Below are 14074 nucleotides of genomic sequence, written 5' to 3'. Positions count from 1 at the left end.
GTCCACAAAAAAACGGTCCATTCCGTTTTTGCAAATTGTCTGTGGGGAGGGAAAAAGATGAACCGCTGTCTACATAAGTACAGCAGTTATCGATGGAACAGGATTCTAGGCGCTTTTGTTTTTTGCCTGATGATAGCAGTATCCAGTGGAATGGTTTCAGCAAAAGAGCCGGGACCTGTCATTTCTGTCGTTGTCGATGGAAAGGGAGTTCAATCAGATGTATCGCCCATCCATCGAAATGGGCGTATGCTCGTTCCGATACGGGTAGTAGCGGAGGCAACAGGCTCAGAAGTCAGCTACGATGCCGCCACTCAAAAAGTATGGCTCAACAAAAAAGGCAAGCATATATCCCTTGCGATCGGCAGCCAGATAGGGCATGTAGATGGAAAACGTTTGAAGATGGATGTCTCTCCAATCATCATGAAGAAGCGGACGCTTGTTCCGATCCGTTTTATATCCGAGGCATTTGGCTATCAAGTCCAATGGGATGAGACGTCAACCGTTGCATACATACAGTCCAAACCTGTGGAAGACAAGGCTACGAGTGTGAAATACTCCTTGAATCCATATGTCGTTCAACAGGGTGATACCTTATCAAAAATTGCAGCTCGCCATGACACAAACATGAATGCCATTCAGAAAAATAACCATCTTTCTTCTGATGAGGTACTGGTGGGCCAAATTTTATTTTTACCAGAAGGGGCACGAAGAGCTGAGTACTCCATTGCTACAAAAGTCGCTGATGATCAATTGATTGGGGAACAATTTCGCTTTCCTTTCCACAATAATAGTTGGTATGAGCCGTATGGGGATAGCTTTGGTTCCGATCGAGAGTGGACCGAGACGAATAGCGGCAGTGTCCGTAGTCACGAGGGCATCGACATTATGGCACCGAAAGGAACGCCGATTTACTCGGTATCCGATGGGACGATCAACAGAGTGGGCTGGAATACGTATGGTGGCTGGAGAGTAAACATTACGGATGAGAATGGCCAATATCGGATGTATTACGCTCATTTGCAGGCGTATGCACCAGGATTGCATGTAGGGAAAACGATAAAAGCAGGACAGCTGATCGGTTTTGTTGGAGATACAGGCTATGGTGGAGCTGGGACAGTGGGAATGTTTGAACCTCACCTGCATTTTGGTCTCTATCGTAACAGCACGGGGAAGGCGATCGATCCGTATGATTACTTGCGGATTTGGGAGCAAAATAAAGTAGATAGTCCCCTCTAAAATTGGGACAAACTACTACGGAGTACCTTCACGCTTAAAAGGAGGCCCTTCGTATGTGGACTTGTCCGTACTGTGGGGGAAGCCACGGCTTACCCTTTCACGATGAGCAGTTGGATGGCATGCTCTGTCTCTCGTCTGATTGTGGTCGATTTGTTGAAGAGCATGATGCATCGGATGATCCTCGAGACTGGGATGCAATGGATATGTAAGGAAAAGAGTGAACGCCCTTCGTAAAAGGTGCCGTTCGCTCTTTTTCTATGCAATGGAAGCGCTGTGATACGGGACTTGCGTGAGCGCATAGGATGAAGCACTGGGATATATAATGGAAGATTCTGATGCTTGATGCCCTAACAATTGGTTACAATAGAGAAGAGTAACAAGTAAGCTGATGGAGAAGGGAGATTGGACTATGACTGCTACTACAACCGAAATTGCATTTCAAAGCTCCCAAATCAATGGGATGAACGTACATATCCTTCCGACCGAAAAGTTCAAGACAACGACGATCGTGACGATGATTGAACAGGCGCTATCAGAGGAGCACGTAACGAAAACAGCATTGCTTGCGATGGTCATGAAACGTGCCAGCGCTCGTTTTCCAGAAACGAAGCTATTGCGAGCACATTTGGATTTCCTTTACGGTGCCATCTTTGATGTCGATGTCATGAAAAAAGGCGAGCGACAAATTCTGCAAATTTATATGGAAGTACCGAATGAAAAATATTTGTCCAATGAAGCCTCTCTTTTGGAGCAGGCCATCGAATTCGTAGGAGATATGCTTGTCAGACCGTATGTACAGGACAACGCTTTTTCCGAAAAATACTTGGCACAGGAAAAAGAGACACTACGAAAACGGATAGAGAGTTTGATCGACGACAAAATGAAGTATGCGAACCAACGCGTGACAGAAGAGATGTGTAAAGGTGAGCCATTTTCTCTTCTCGTCCAAGGCCGTGTGGCGGATTTGCCAAAGATCACGGGTCAGGAGCTGTATCAATATTTCAAAGAAGTAACGACGACGAATCCGATCAATATGTTCGTGGTGGGCGATGTTGATCAACAGGAAGTAAGCGAGGCTATTCGCAAGCATATCCCATTGGAGCGCTCCCAAGCAGGAGAAGTGCAGATCGCATCGACGGCGAAGGACGTATCTGCTGAGCGCGAAGTGATCGATCGACTTGACGTCAACCAAGCAAAGCTCAACATCGGCTGCCGCACGCAGATCACTTATAAGGATGACGATTACCCGGCGTTGCTCTTATTCAACGGGATTTTAGGCGGTTTTCCTCACTCCAAGCTGTTTGTCAATGTTCGTGAAAAAGAGAGTCTTGCTTACTATGCCGTATCCAGACTAGAGAGCCACAAAGGGATTCTCATGATTATGTCCGGGATTGATGTTAGCAAATATCAGCGTGCAGTTGAGATAATTAAGCAGCAGCTTGATCTGATGCAACAAGGAACCATATCGGATGAGGAAATGAGCCAGACGCGCGCGACTTTGTCCAACCAATTCCGTGAGCTACTGGACAGTGCACGCGGCATGATTGATTTTACGTACAACGGTGTAATTAGCGGACGTCCTCGGAAAATCGAAGAGCTTTTGGCGGGGATCAACCAAGCGACAATTGAAGATATCAAGAAGGTAGCGAGCAAGGTGACGATCGACACGGTTTATCTGCTGCGAGACAAGAAGGGAGAGGCATAAGATGCAGACCACGGTCTTTGAACAAGTAAATGAAACGGTATATCATGAAACTCTCCAAAATGGATTGCAAGTATATCTGGTTCCCAAACAAGGCTTCAGCAAAACGTACGCTGTGTTCACTACTCGCTACGGCTCCATTGATAGCCATTTCCGCACCCGAAGCGGGGAAGAAATCAATGTTCCCGATGGCATTGCGCATTTTCTAGAGCACAAAATGTTTGAGAAAAAAGATCGGGATGTCATGCACGAATTCAGTAAAAACGGGGCGAGCTGCAATGCGTTCACGAGCTTCAATCGCACGGCTTATTTGTTCTCGTGCACAGATAAGCTGGATGACAATCTGAATCTGCTGCTTGATTATGTGCAGGACCCGTATTTTACAGATGCCAGTGTAGAAAAGGAAAAAGGAATCATCGGCCAGGAAATCACCATGTACGATGACAATCCTGATTGGAAGGTGTACATGAACCTTCTAAAGGCCATGTACCAGAAGTATCCGATTAACATTGAAATTGCGGGTACGATCGAGACAATCTCTCATATTACAAAAGAATATTTGTATCAGTGCTATGAAACGTTTTATCATCCAGCCAATATGCTCCTGTTGGTCGTGGGCTCCTTCGAACCAGAAGCGATCATGAAGCTCATTCGTGAAAACCAGGGAGCAAAGGAGTTCCCTCCTGCGCCACAAATCACGCGCGTGTTTCCAGAAGAGCCGGCAGCGCCAGCAGAGGCGAAAGTAGAAGCGTTTCTAACAGTTGGTTTGCCCAAATGCATGATCGGAATCAAGGAAAAGGAAAACGGTCTAGCCAAGGAAGCCTTGTTAAAACGCGAGCTGACTACTAAACTGGTATTGGACATCGCGTTCGGTACTAGCTCCGCTGTCTATGAGCGTTTGTATGATAGCGAGCTGATTACGGAAAGCTTTGATTTTGACTACAGCAGCGAACAGGATTATGCGTATACGATCATTGGTGGAGATACACCTGATCCAGAGCGTTTAGTGGAAACAATCAAAGCGGAAATCGATCAATTGAAGCAAAATGGTATAGCTCAGGACGATTTTGAGCGTGCCAAGCGTAAAAAAATCGGAAACTTCCTGCGTTCTCTAAACTCTGTAGAGTTTATTGCTAACCAGTTTACCAGCTTCAAATTTAACGGGAATGATCTGTTTTCCGTAGTGCCGACCTTGGAGTCGATCACACGCGAAGATGTGGAAAAACGTTTGAAGGAGCATTTCTTAACCGAGCAGATGGCTGTTTCCATCGTTCGTTCCGCTTCGCCACAGGAGTAATGTATTCATGTTCCAGCAAGAGACGCCATGGGCGTTAATTACGGGAGCTTCCGGAGAGATCGGGCAGGCGATCGGTGCCTACCTAATTGATGCAGGGGTTCCCCTATATCTGCATTACAATCGAAATATAGAAAAATTGGAGCCGTTGGTGCAAAAATGCCAGGAGCGGGGTGTTCCGTTCGGCATCCTCCAAGCTGATCTACGGGATCCACAGCAAATTGCCGCGATGTTTGCTCAGATGCAGGTTGCACCACTGTTGATCGTGAACAACGCTTCAGTGGATGATGTCGGATTATTTACAGATGTGACTGTAGAGAAATTCGATGACCTTATCGCACTCAATGTTCGAGCCACTTTTTTGGTTTGCCAAGCTGCTGTTCCGGCTATGCTGCGTGCAAGGTATGGGCGTATCGTCAACATTTCTTCCATTTGGGGGCTTACGGGTGGTTCGTGTGAGGTGCTGTACTCCATGACCAAAGGAGCAATTAATACGTTCACCAAAGCTTTGGCAAAGGAAATGGCACCAAACGGAATCACGGTAAATGCAGTGGCGCCAGGAGCTATTGCTGGTGGGATGATGGAGCGCTTTTCTCCAGATGAAATGGAAATGATCGCAGAAGAAATACCAGCCAACCGACTTGGACAACCATATGAGGTAGCCGCAGTCGTGCGCTTTTTGCTATCGGCGGATTCCAGTTATGTGACGGGGCAAGTGATTAGTCCAAACGGTGGATGGTACACGTAGAAGATAAGTATGCATGAATAAAATACGAGAAATGATGGAATTCTATCTTTTGTGTGGGCAGCAAATCTGTTCGCAACGTACAAAAGGAGGGAATTTCCCTATGTCGATTCTTGACAATTTTAGCGACTGGAAAGCGTTTCTCGGAGATCGGGTAGAACAAGCGAAACAAGCCGGGATGGAAAGCGATACGCTTCAAAATGTAGCTTATCAAATCGGTAGCTATCTGTCTGAGCAAGTAGACCCGAAAAACGATCAGGAGCGTCTGTTGAAACAGCTGTGGGACGCAGGTGATCAACAGCAGCAACAAGCTTTGGCATCACTCATGGTGAAGCTTGTTCAGAATCGCAATGACGCGAACGCAGGCAGCTAGCCATTCAAATCCCCTACTTTTGGGGATTTTTCTTTTCGCGATTGTCGAATGAAACGAACGTGATATACTACATAAGAAGAGAATTCTGGTTGGCGGAGAGGATTGCATATGGAAGCGAAAAAAGAATGGTACATGGAGTATGAGATTGCCCGTAACCGTCCCGGTCTCTTAGGTGACGTATCTTCTATTCTGGGGATGTTGAACATCAACATTGTGACGATCAATGGTGTGGATACCATGCGTCGAGGTATGCTGCTCTTGACCGATGATGATGAAAAAATGGAGGTTTTGCGCAACGTTGTGCAAAAAATGGACAACATAACCATAACGAGGTTACGTCCCCCGACAATGCTGGATCGCTTGGCTGTTCGCCACGGTCGCTATATTGAACGGGATAGCGAGGATAAAAAAACGTTTCGTTTTGTTCGTGAGGAGCTGGGCTTGCTGGTCGATTTTATGGCAGAAATCCTGAAGAAGGAAGGTCATCAGCTCATCGGGATTCGTGGAATGCCTCGCGTAGGGAAGACTGAATCAATGATTGCTGCCAGCGTATCCGCCAATAAACGTTGGACATTTATTTCCTCTACTTTGTTGCGCCAGACGGTGCGGAGCTCCTTAGCCATTGATGAAATGTCTACTGATCATGTATATTTGATAGATGGAATTGTCTCAACGCTGCGATCGACAGAAAAGCACTTTACCTTGCTTCGGGAGATTATGAACTTTCCTGCCGCAAAAATCATTGAGCATCCGGATATATTCGTAAGGGAATCAGAGTATCAACTTGATGATTTCCATTACATTATTGAGCTGCGTCATCATCCGGATGAAGAGATTACATATGAGCTTATCAACAATCGCGGCTTTGATAATTTCGAAATGAATTAAGGAGGGGCAGCTGTGTCTGAGCTAGGTCAAGTCCTGCAAAGGGCCCGCGAAGAAAAAGGAATCACGCTCGACGACATCCAACGTATCACCAAGATACAGCGGCGATATTTGGAAGCAATTGAAAGGGGTCATTTTCACGTACTTCCTGGCCACTTTTACGCGCGTGCATTTATAAAGAGTTATGCGGAAGCTGTCGGTCTAGACCCGAACCACATCCTGACTCACTTTCAGTCCGATCTGCCGGCCCAGCCACCTACAGAGCAAGTAGAGCGCCTGCGTCGCAGAAGAGTTGCTTCAGCGAACAATCCATTACAAGCGGGGCGATGGGTTACCAAAACCTTGCTCGTATTGTTTATTGCCTTGATTATCGGGGTTATTTATTTCGCTGTCGTCAACAACGGAGGTCAGTTGACTCAGCCAATGCCGGGTGGAACAGTTAACCCTGGAGCGGAAATTGTTAAACCTGGCACTGGTGGTGGAGCGGAAACATCCCCGATTGCTCAACAACCAAAGCCTCCTTCCATTACGACACCGAATCCTGAAACAGGAACAAACCCACCTGAGAACGTTACGGAAACTCCTCAGGCAACCATCACATTTGAATCGCAGCAAGGATCGATGTATAACTATTCCTTGCAAGGTGGAGAAAAAATTACGGTTTATCTGAAGGTGAAAGACGAAACAAGCTGGTTTGGTATTTCGGAAGGAAAAGGCAAAACGTATGTTGAGCAGGGCACGCTCAAGAAGGATCAGGAAAAAACGATTGAGCTGGGGAAATCCGCTTATATTCGTTTGGGCAAACCGACTGTAGTGGAATTGAAGGTGAACGGAGTCTTGGTAGACACGTCTAAAATGAAGTCAATGCCGTCCAATCTTACGATGAAAATAAAAGAGGCGGTCACCCAGTAGGCAAGCATATGCTTGCCTTTTGTACTTTCTCTTTTTTGACACTTCCTTTAGGCTTATATTATACTGGATAGGTGTAATATGGGTTGGTGTGACCAATTGGAGGAAAAAAGATGACAGAGAAGGTAGGCACGCGTGAAAAAGTAGCGATTGTTACGCTGGGCTGTGAAAAGAATCTCGTTGATTCGGACATGATGGCCCATCTGATAGATGAAAAAGGTTATGAACTGGTTGATAACCCGGAAGAAGCAACTGTGGTCATCGTCAATACCTGCGGTTTCATCGATGCAGCCAAGGAAGAATCCGTAAATAAGATTCTGGAAATGGGTGAATTGAAGGAATCCGGCAAACTGAAATCGCTTGTGGTGGCAGGCTGTCTCACACAACGTTACAAAGAGGATATCTTGAACGAGATTCCTGAGGTGGATGGCATTGTCGGAACAGGCGATTTTATGTCGATTACTGGTATTATCGAAGAATCACTAGAGGGCAAGAGACCGATTTTTGTAGGAAATCCCATTTTTACGTACGAAGATGTAGTGAAGCGGAAAGTAAAACAAGGCACGTACTCCGCATATATTAAAATTGCCGAGGGCTGCGACAACGCCTGTACGTTCTGCTCGATTCCTTTGATGCGTGGAGGATTCCGCAGTCGTACAATTGAGTCCATCGTGGAAGAAGCTCGTCATTTGGCGGCACAAGGGGTCGTAGAAGTAAGTCTGATCGCACAAGATTCTACGAACTACGGAACGGATATTTACGATGGAAAATTGATGCTTCCTGAACTTTTAAACCGTCTGGCAGAAGTAGAGGGCATCGAGTGGATTCGTCTTCACTATGCATATCCTGGATTTTTCACGGATGAATTGATCCACACCTTTGCTACCAATCCAAAAGTGTGTAAATACGTAGATATGCCTTTGCAGCACTCGGAAGACCATATTCTCAAAAGAATGCGTCGTCCTGGAAGACAAACGGACATTCGTGCGCTGGTAGCAAAAATTCGCGCGCAGGTTCCAGATGTTGCATTGCGTACCTCTTTGATCGTAGGGTTCCCTGGGGAAACAGAGGAAGACTTCGAGCGTCTGAGCGAGTTTGTCAAAGATATCCGCTTTGATCGACTGGGTGTGTTTACTTACTCCAACGAGGATGACACTCCAGCTTCTCGCCTGCCTGATCATGTAGACGAAGAGGTTAAGGAAAAACGTGCGAACATGCTGATGGAAATTCAGCGTGAAGTAGCCGGAGATCGCAACGGACGCTTTGTTGGTCAAGTCTTGGATGTTTTGATTGAACGTTACGAAGGACGTAACGATATTTATGTAGGTCGAACACAGTATGACGCTCCGGAAATCGATGGTGAAGTATTCGTCACGGGTTTTAAAGGCGAACTAGGCTCCATCGTAAAAGTAAAAATAACACACTCCTATGAATACGATTTAGCCGGGGAGGTAGTCTAGGTGAATCTCGCCAACCGCATCACCCTCGCCAGGATCTTTCTGGTGCCGGTAGTTATGTTTTTTCTGCTGGTGCGTTACAACATCGGGACATTTTCGATTGGCAGCCTGACGATGACGTATAACGAGCTGATTGCGGCTTTGGTGTTTATCCTAGCAGCCAGTACGGACGGACTCGACGGTTATATTGCACGGAAAAAGAAAATCGTGACGAACCTGGGGAAGTTTCTGGACCCGCTTGCTGATAAGCTTTTGGTTTCTGCAGCACTCATTTCACTCGTTGAGATGCAGCGTTTGGAAGCGTGGATTGCGATTGTCATTATCAGCCGGGAGTTTGCGGTAACGGGTCTACGGCTAGTTGCTGCGGCAGAAGGACAGGTAATTGCTGCGAGTGCATTGGGTAAACTGAAAACATGGGTGCAGATCGTAGCGATTACGGCTGTCATGATTCGCAACTTCCCATTTGGGTTCTTCGGTATTCCGTTCGACGAAGTAGCTACTTGGGCGATGGTGATCATCACGATTTACTCCGGGTACGACTACTTTGCGAAAAATCGTAACGTGATCCAATACTCGTAATGCGGGTATTGGTCTCTTTTTTCACAAGACTCTTCTCTTGAGCGTTTGCAAGTGATAAACTGTTAGTTTAGAGGCTTTTCTACTCTCAAAGAGAATGGATGAGGAAGATGAGAGCGGAGATTATCGCGGTAGGTACCGAGCTTTTGTTAGGCCAGATCGCTAACACTAACGCACAGTTTCTTTCTCAGAAGCTGGCGGAAATTGGAGTGGGAGTATATTTTCATACGGTTGTGGGAGACAACACGGAGCGATTGCTGCAAGTGATTCGATTGGCATCAGGGCGATCTGATCTCGTCATTTTCACGGGGGGGCTAGGGCCGACTCAAGATGATTTGACGAAAGAGACCGTGGCGGGGCATGTAGGCATTGGATTGGAAACGAATTCAGAGGCCATGGAGAGAATTGAAAAATTCTTTTCGCAACGTGGGATTGTCATGACGGAGAACAATCGTAAGCAGGCGCTGGTGCTTTCTGGCAGCCATGTATTCTCCAATGATTTCGGGATGGCGCCGGGGATGGCGATCCGTCATGACAGTAGTACGTTCGTGCTGTTGCCGGGACCACCAAGTGAGCTGTATCCAATGGTCGAGAATTACGTGATGCCTTACTTGACTGATTTGCTCCCCGATAAACAAGTGTTTCATTCTCATGTACTCCGCTTCTACGGAATTGGCGAATCCGCCTTGGAGGAAAAACTGCTCGATCTGATCGAAAAGCAGGACAATCCAACAATCGCGCCATACGCCAAAGAATTCGAAGTAACGCTGCGGATTACAGCAAGAGCTGCTACAGTCGAAGAAGGGGAAGCCCTAATCTTGCCTGTAGAAAAAGAAATTCTCAGCCGTGTTGGTCAGTATATGTACGGGATGGGAGAGAACTCGTCCCTGCATGATGTGCTGGTTGCTGAGCTGAAAAAGAGAAATGAGACGATTGCTTGTGCAGAAAGCTGCACAGGAGGATCAATTGCTTCGTTGATTACCTCTGTACCAGGAAGTTCGCAAGTGTTTCGTGGCGGGGTTGTCTGCTATACCAATGAAGTGAAGAATCAGCTGCTCGAAGTACCTGATTCCATTTTGCAAACAGACGGGGCAGTCAGTGAGAAAACAGCTCAATTGCTGGCTGAACATGTTCGAGAAAAGCTGGGAGCTACTTACGGGATTTCTGTTACGGGAGTGGCTGGACCCGATCCATCCGAGGGCAAGCCTGTTGGCCTTGTTTACGTAGGGATCGCGGCAGAAGGAATGCCCACAGTTGTAAAAGAGCTGCGCCTTGCCGGAAGAAGGCATGCAATCGTTGGGCGTGCCGCTAAATACGCGTTGTTTTATGCGCTGCAAATGCAAAAAGAAAGGTGATTTTTTTCATGACGATTTTTTCCGATTTTCCTTTACATAAATCTATTCTGCAAGCGATTCACGATATGGGCTTCGAGGAGCCATCACCGATTCAGGCAGCTTGCATTCCAAAAGTTCTGGATGGCGGAGACCTGATTGGTCAAGCACAGACAGGTACTGGTAAGACTGCTGCGTTCGGGATTCCACTTGTAGAAAAGATTACGCCTGCCAATCGTGTACAAGCGATCGTGCTGACCCCTACTCGTGAGCTGGCTATTCAGGTTGCAGGAGAGCTCCTGCGCATCTCCAAATACAATAAAGTTCGTACGCTGCCAATCTATGGCGGACAATCGATCGGACATCAAATTCGTGCACTGCGCCAAGGTGTACAAATCGTTGTAGGTACTCCTGGCCGTGTTATGGACCACTTGCGCCGCAAAACATTGAAGCTGGATCACGTACATACACTCGTTTTGGATGAAGCGGATGAAATGCTGGACATGGGCTTCATCGAAGATATCGAGACGATCATCACACATATGCCAGAAGAGCGTCAAACCTTGCTGTTCTCCGCGACAATGCCGCCAGAAATCAAGCGTTTGGCTACCCGTTACATGAAACAGCCGCAAACGATCGCGGTAAGTCGTGAAGAAGTAACGGCGCCTTTGATCGAACAGGTATACTACAAAGTGTTTGACCGCAACAAAGTAGAGAGCCTCTGCCGCATCTTGGACAGTGAGGATGTAGAGCTGGGTATCATTTTCTGTCGTACCAAGCGCGGTGTAGATGAGTTGTCCGAAGTGCTGCAGTCCCGCGGATACCTTGCGGACGGCTTGCATGGCGACTTGTCGCAGGCACAACGTGACAAGGTCATGAATGCGTTCCGTGAGGGCTCGATTGAATTCCTGATCGCGACAGATGTAGCAGCACGCGGTATCGACGTAGGAAACGTCTCTCACGTAATCAACTATGATATTCCACAAGACTCTGAGAGCTACGTACACCGTATTGGCCGTACTGGTCGCGCAGGTCGCAAAGGAATCGCGATGACGTTGGTTACGCCTCGCGAAGTAAGACAGATGATGTTTATCCAAAAGCAGACAAAAGCACAAGTGCTCTCTCGCAATGTTCCTTCCCTGGAGGAAGTGGCTGAGCGCAAACAAGAGCAACTGCGTGAACAGTTGACTAGCCTTTTGGAAAGCGATGCAATTGCGGATATGTATCAAAAGGTAGCGGATGCTCTCGTAGGTCAATACCCGGCTGAAAAAGTAGCTGCTGCTGCATTGCACCTGGCATTCCATACAGAAGCAGGACAAGGGCAGGAAGTAGAAGCGTACAACTTTGGTGAGACGGGTGCAGCAAAAGGCATGGTTCGCTTCTTCCTGAACGTAGGCCGCAATGCGAACATGAAGCCACAGGATTTGGTACGAGAGATCTCTGAATCTGTTGGTATTCCAGGAAAATCAGTAGGTCGCATCGACATTTTCGAGAACTTCACGTTTGTTGAGGTTCCAGAAGAGGTAGCGGCATTCGTATATGAGTCACTCCGTCAAACACGCATCAACGGAAAACGAATCAATCTGGAGCCTGCAAAGCCTCGCGGAGCGAAGCGTTCCTAATTTGTTAGTACTACAAAGCAGCCATTTCACTGGGAACAACCAGGAAATGGCTGCTTTTTTACGATGCGAATATTTGTTCGCAAAAAATACTTGGCAAACACTTCTGTCTCGAGGTATGATGAAGACAAGCAAAACAGAAGCGAAAAATTGAAAGGGTGTGTACCATTTGTCAGATCGTCGCGCAGCTTTGGAGAGTGCATTGCGTCAAATAGAAAAGCAATTCGGTAAAGGTTCTATTATGAAGTTGGGGGAAGTTTCCAACGTTCAGATTTCTACTGTATCAAGTGGAGCGCTTGCTCTTGATATCGCACTTGGTGTGGGTGGATTCCCACGCGGACGGATTATTGAGATTTACGGACCAGAGTCTTCCGGTAAAACAACAGTAGCACTTCATGCGATCGCAGAGGTGCAAAGACAAGGCGGACAAGCTGCGTTTATCGATGCTGAGCATGCCTTGGACCCGGTTTACGCTGCTAAGCTGGGTGTGAACATCGACGAATTGCTGTTGTCCCAACCAGACACTGGTGAGCAAGCGTTGGAGATCGCGGAAGCGCTGGTGCGTTCTGGTGCGGTAGACATTATCGTAGTCGACTCCGTTGCGGCACTCGTGCCAAAAGCAGAGATCGAGGGCGAGATGGGAGATTCTCACGTAGGTTTGCAAGCACGCTTGATGTCCCAAGCACTCCGCAAGCTGTCCGGTGCCATCAACAAGTCCAAAACGATTGCGATCTTCATCAACCAGCTTCGTGAAAAAGTGGGAGTTATGTTCGGTAACCCGGAAACAACTCCAGGTGGACGCGCTTTGAAGTTCTACGCGAGTGTTCGTTTGGATGTTCGTAAAGCGGAATCTATCAAAGTCGGCAACGACATTTTGGGTAGCAAGACGAAGATCAAAGTTGTCAAAAATAAAGTGGCTCCGCCATTTAAGGTTGCAGAAGTGGACATCATGTACGGTGAAGGTATTTCCAGAGAAGGTAGCATTCTCGACATCGGTTCTGAGATTGATGTCGTGCAAAAGAGTGGTGCTTGGTATTCCTTCAACGAAGAGCGTCTCGGCCAAGGTAGAGAAAATTCGAAGGTCTTCCTGAAGGAAAATCCGCACATTGCATCACAGATTGAAACTAAAGTGCGCGAATACTTCAGCCTGAACCCTGGTTCTGTTCCAGAAGCAGAGGCAGAGCATGACCCAGAGCAAGATGAAGAGCCTACATTTGATCTTGAGTAAGAAAGTAAAACAGCAGCCTGTCGATGAGACAGGCTGTTATTTTAGCTTTGCGAAGGAGTGAATCATCATGAAGAGCGGCCTGATCACTGCCGTTCATCGAGATATCAAACAAAAGCAACGCTACCATATCGATGTAGAAGGCGAGTATGCCATTACCGTACATGAAGACATACTGGTAAAGTACAACCTATTTAAGGGCACGGAATTAGATGAAGCTTTTTGCCGAGAAGTCCTGATAGCAGAAGAAAAGCATAAAGCGTATTTAGGTGCTTTGCGATACCTTGGCATACGCCCACGGACAAGCAGTCAGCTGCATTCTTATTTGGTAGAGAAGGGATTTTCTACGCAGATTGCCGAAGAGATATGCCAGCGCTGCAAGGATCACGGCTACATCGATGATGAAGCATTTGCGAAGCAATGGGTAGACGAGCGATTGCGTTTGAAGCCGCGGAGCCCGTATATGCTGCGTATGGAGCTTACTCAGCGTGGAGTGGACAGAGCGATTGTAGAGGATGCAGTACGTGGCGTGTCTAGGCAGGCTGAACTCGATGCTGCCCGCGCATTGATAGAGAAGAAGGCGCGACGCATAGAGGGGGCACCGAACCCCGATGAAGAACGCAAGCTGCTGTCCATGCTGATGCGCAAGGGATTCTCTCATGCGATCATTCAACAAATGCGTGAAGAATTGCGTCATAGAAGCGATAGTTAGGGCCAACTCT

The 14074-nt window shown here is 47.3% G+C and carries 14 protein-coding genes; all 14 read left to right on the top strand.

What is annotated here, in order from left to right; genetic code table 11:
- The first annotated feature begins 57 nt into the window (after nucleotides 1-57).
- The 14 genes from C7R94_RS11100 to C7R94_RS11040 all read left to right on the top strand — a co-directional run bounded on the left by C7R94_RS11100 (nucleotide 58) and on the right by C7R94_RS11040 (nucleotide 14064).
- Entirely contained in the window at nucleotides 58-1236 is a 1179-nt protein-coding gene (locus C7R94_RS11100) for a stalk domain-containing protein (protein WP_106780958.1), read from the top strand.
- A gap of 53 nt (nucleotides 1237-1289) precedes the next feature.
- Complete coding sequence (locus C7R94_RS30255; protein ID WP_197244353.1) at nucleotides 1290-1445, top strand: hypothetical protein; 156 nt, start codon at nucleotides 1290-1292, stop codon at nucleotides 1443-1445.
- A 200-nt stretch (nucleotides 1446-1645) separates the two neighbouring features.
- Nucleotides 1646-2941: an EF-P 5-aminopentanol modification-associated protein YfmF gene (gene yfmF / locus C7R94_RS11095; RefSeq protein ID WP_106780956.1), complete on the top strand. Its 1296-nt coding sequence runs from the start codon at nucleotides 1646-1648 to the stop codon at nucleotides 2939-2941.
- A 1-nt stretch (nucleotide 2942) separates the two neighbouring features.
- On the top strand, nucleotides 2943-4235 hold the full coding sequence (gene yfmH, locus C7R94_RS11090) for an EF-P 5-aminopentanol modification-associated protein YfmH (protein ID WP_106780953.1): 1293 nt from the start codon (nucleotides 2943-2945) through the stop codon (nucleotides 4233-4235).
- A gap of 7 nt (nucleotides 4236-4242) precedes the next feature.
- Nucleotides 4243-4980 carry an elongation factor P 5-aminopentanone reductase gene (gene ymfI, locus C7R94_RS11085; protein ID WP_106780950.1) on the top strand — a complete coding sequence of 246 codons (738 nt, stop codon included), beginning with the start codon at nucleotides 4243-4245 and terminating at the stop codon, nucleotides 4978-4980.
- 100 nt (nucleotides 4981-5080) lie between these two features.
- Complete coding sequence (locus tag C7R94_RS11080) at nucleotides 5081-5350, top strand: DUF3243 domain-containing protein (RefSeq protein ID WP_048033399.1); 270 nt, start codon at nucleotides 5081-5083, stop codon at nucleotides 5348-5350.
- 108 nt (nucleotides 5351-5458) lie between these two features.
- Nucleotides 5459-6238, top strand: a complete 780-nt coding sequence (locus C7R94_RS11075; RefSeq protein WP_016743377.1) for a YmfK family protein — start codon at nucleotides 5459-5461, stop codon at nucleotides 6236-6238.
- 12 nt (nucleotides 6239-6250) lie between these two features.
- A complete protein-coding gene (locus C7R94_RS11070) occupies nucleotides 6251-7147 on the top strand; it encodes a helix-turn-helix domain-containing protein (RefSeq protein WP_106780948.1) in 897 nt (298 codons plus the stop codon).
- 110 nt (nucleotides 7148-7257) lie between these two features.
- Nucleotides 7258-8604, top strand: a complete 1347-nt coding sequence (gene rimO / locus C7R94_RS11065; protein ID WP_047067776.1) for a 30S ribosomal protein S12 methylthiotransferase RimO — start codon at nucleotides 7258-7260, stop codon at nucleotides 8602-8604.
- Nucleotides 8605-9180, top strand: a complete 576-nt coding sequence (gene pgsA / locus C7R94_RS11060) for a CDP-diacylglycerol--glycerol-3-phosphate 3-phosphatidyltransferase (protein ID WP_047067774.1) — start codon at nucleotides 8605-8607, stop codon at nucleotides 9178-9180.
- Nucleotides 9181-9287: 107 nt separating this feature from the next.
- Nucleotides 9288-10532 (top strand): competence/damage-inducible protein A, encoded by a 1245-nt coding sequence (locus tag C7R94_RS11055; protein ID WP_106780946.1) that lies wholly within the window; start codon nucleotides 9288-9290, stop codon nucleotides 10530-10532.
- A gap of 8 nt (nucleotides 10533-10540) precedes the next feature.
- Complete coding sequence (locus C7R94_RS11050) at nucleotides 10541-12130, top strand: DEAD/DEAH box helicase (protein ID WP_016743381.1); 1590 nt, start codon at nucleotides 10541-10543, stop codon at nucleotides 12128-12130.
- A 166-nt stretch (nucleotides 12131-12296) separates the two neighbouring features.
- Complete coding sequence (gene recA / locus C7R94_RS11045; protein ID WP_106780944.1) at nucleotides 12297-13355, top strand: recombinase RecA; 1059 nt, start codon at nucleotides 12297-12299, stop codon at nucleotides 13353-13355.
- A 67-nt stretch (nucleotides 13356-13422) separates the two neighbouring features.
- Nucleotides 13423-14064, top strand: a complete 642-nt coding sequence (locus C7R94_RS11040; protein ID WP_106780942.1) for a RecX family transcriptional regulator — start codon at nucleotides 13423-13425, stop codon at nucleotides 14062-14064.
- Nucleotides 14065-14074 lie beyond the last annotated feature (10 nt).

This window comes from Brevibacillus sp. NRRL NRS-603 (genome assembly GCF_003013445.1).
In the GTDB taxonomy this organism is placed as follows: domain Bacteria; phylum Bacillota; class Bacilli; order Brevibacillales; family Brevibacillaceae; genus Brevibacillus; species Brevibacillus formosus.
Note: the sequence above shows the minus strand (reverse complement) of the source record. Positions and strands in the feature narration are given on the sequence as shown.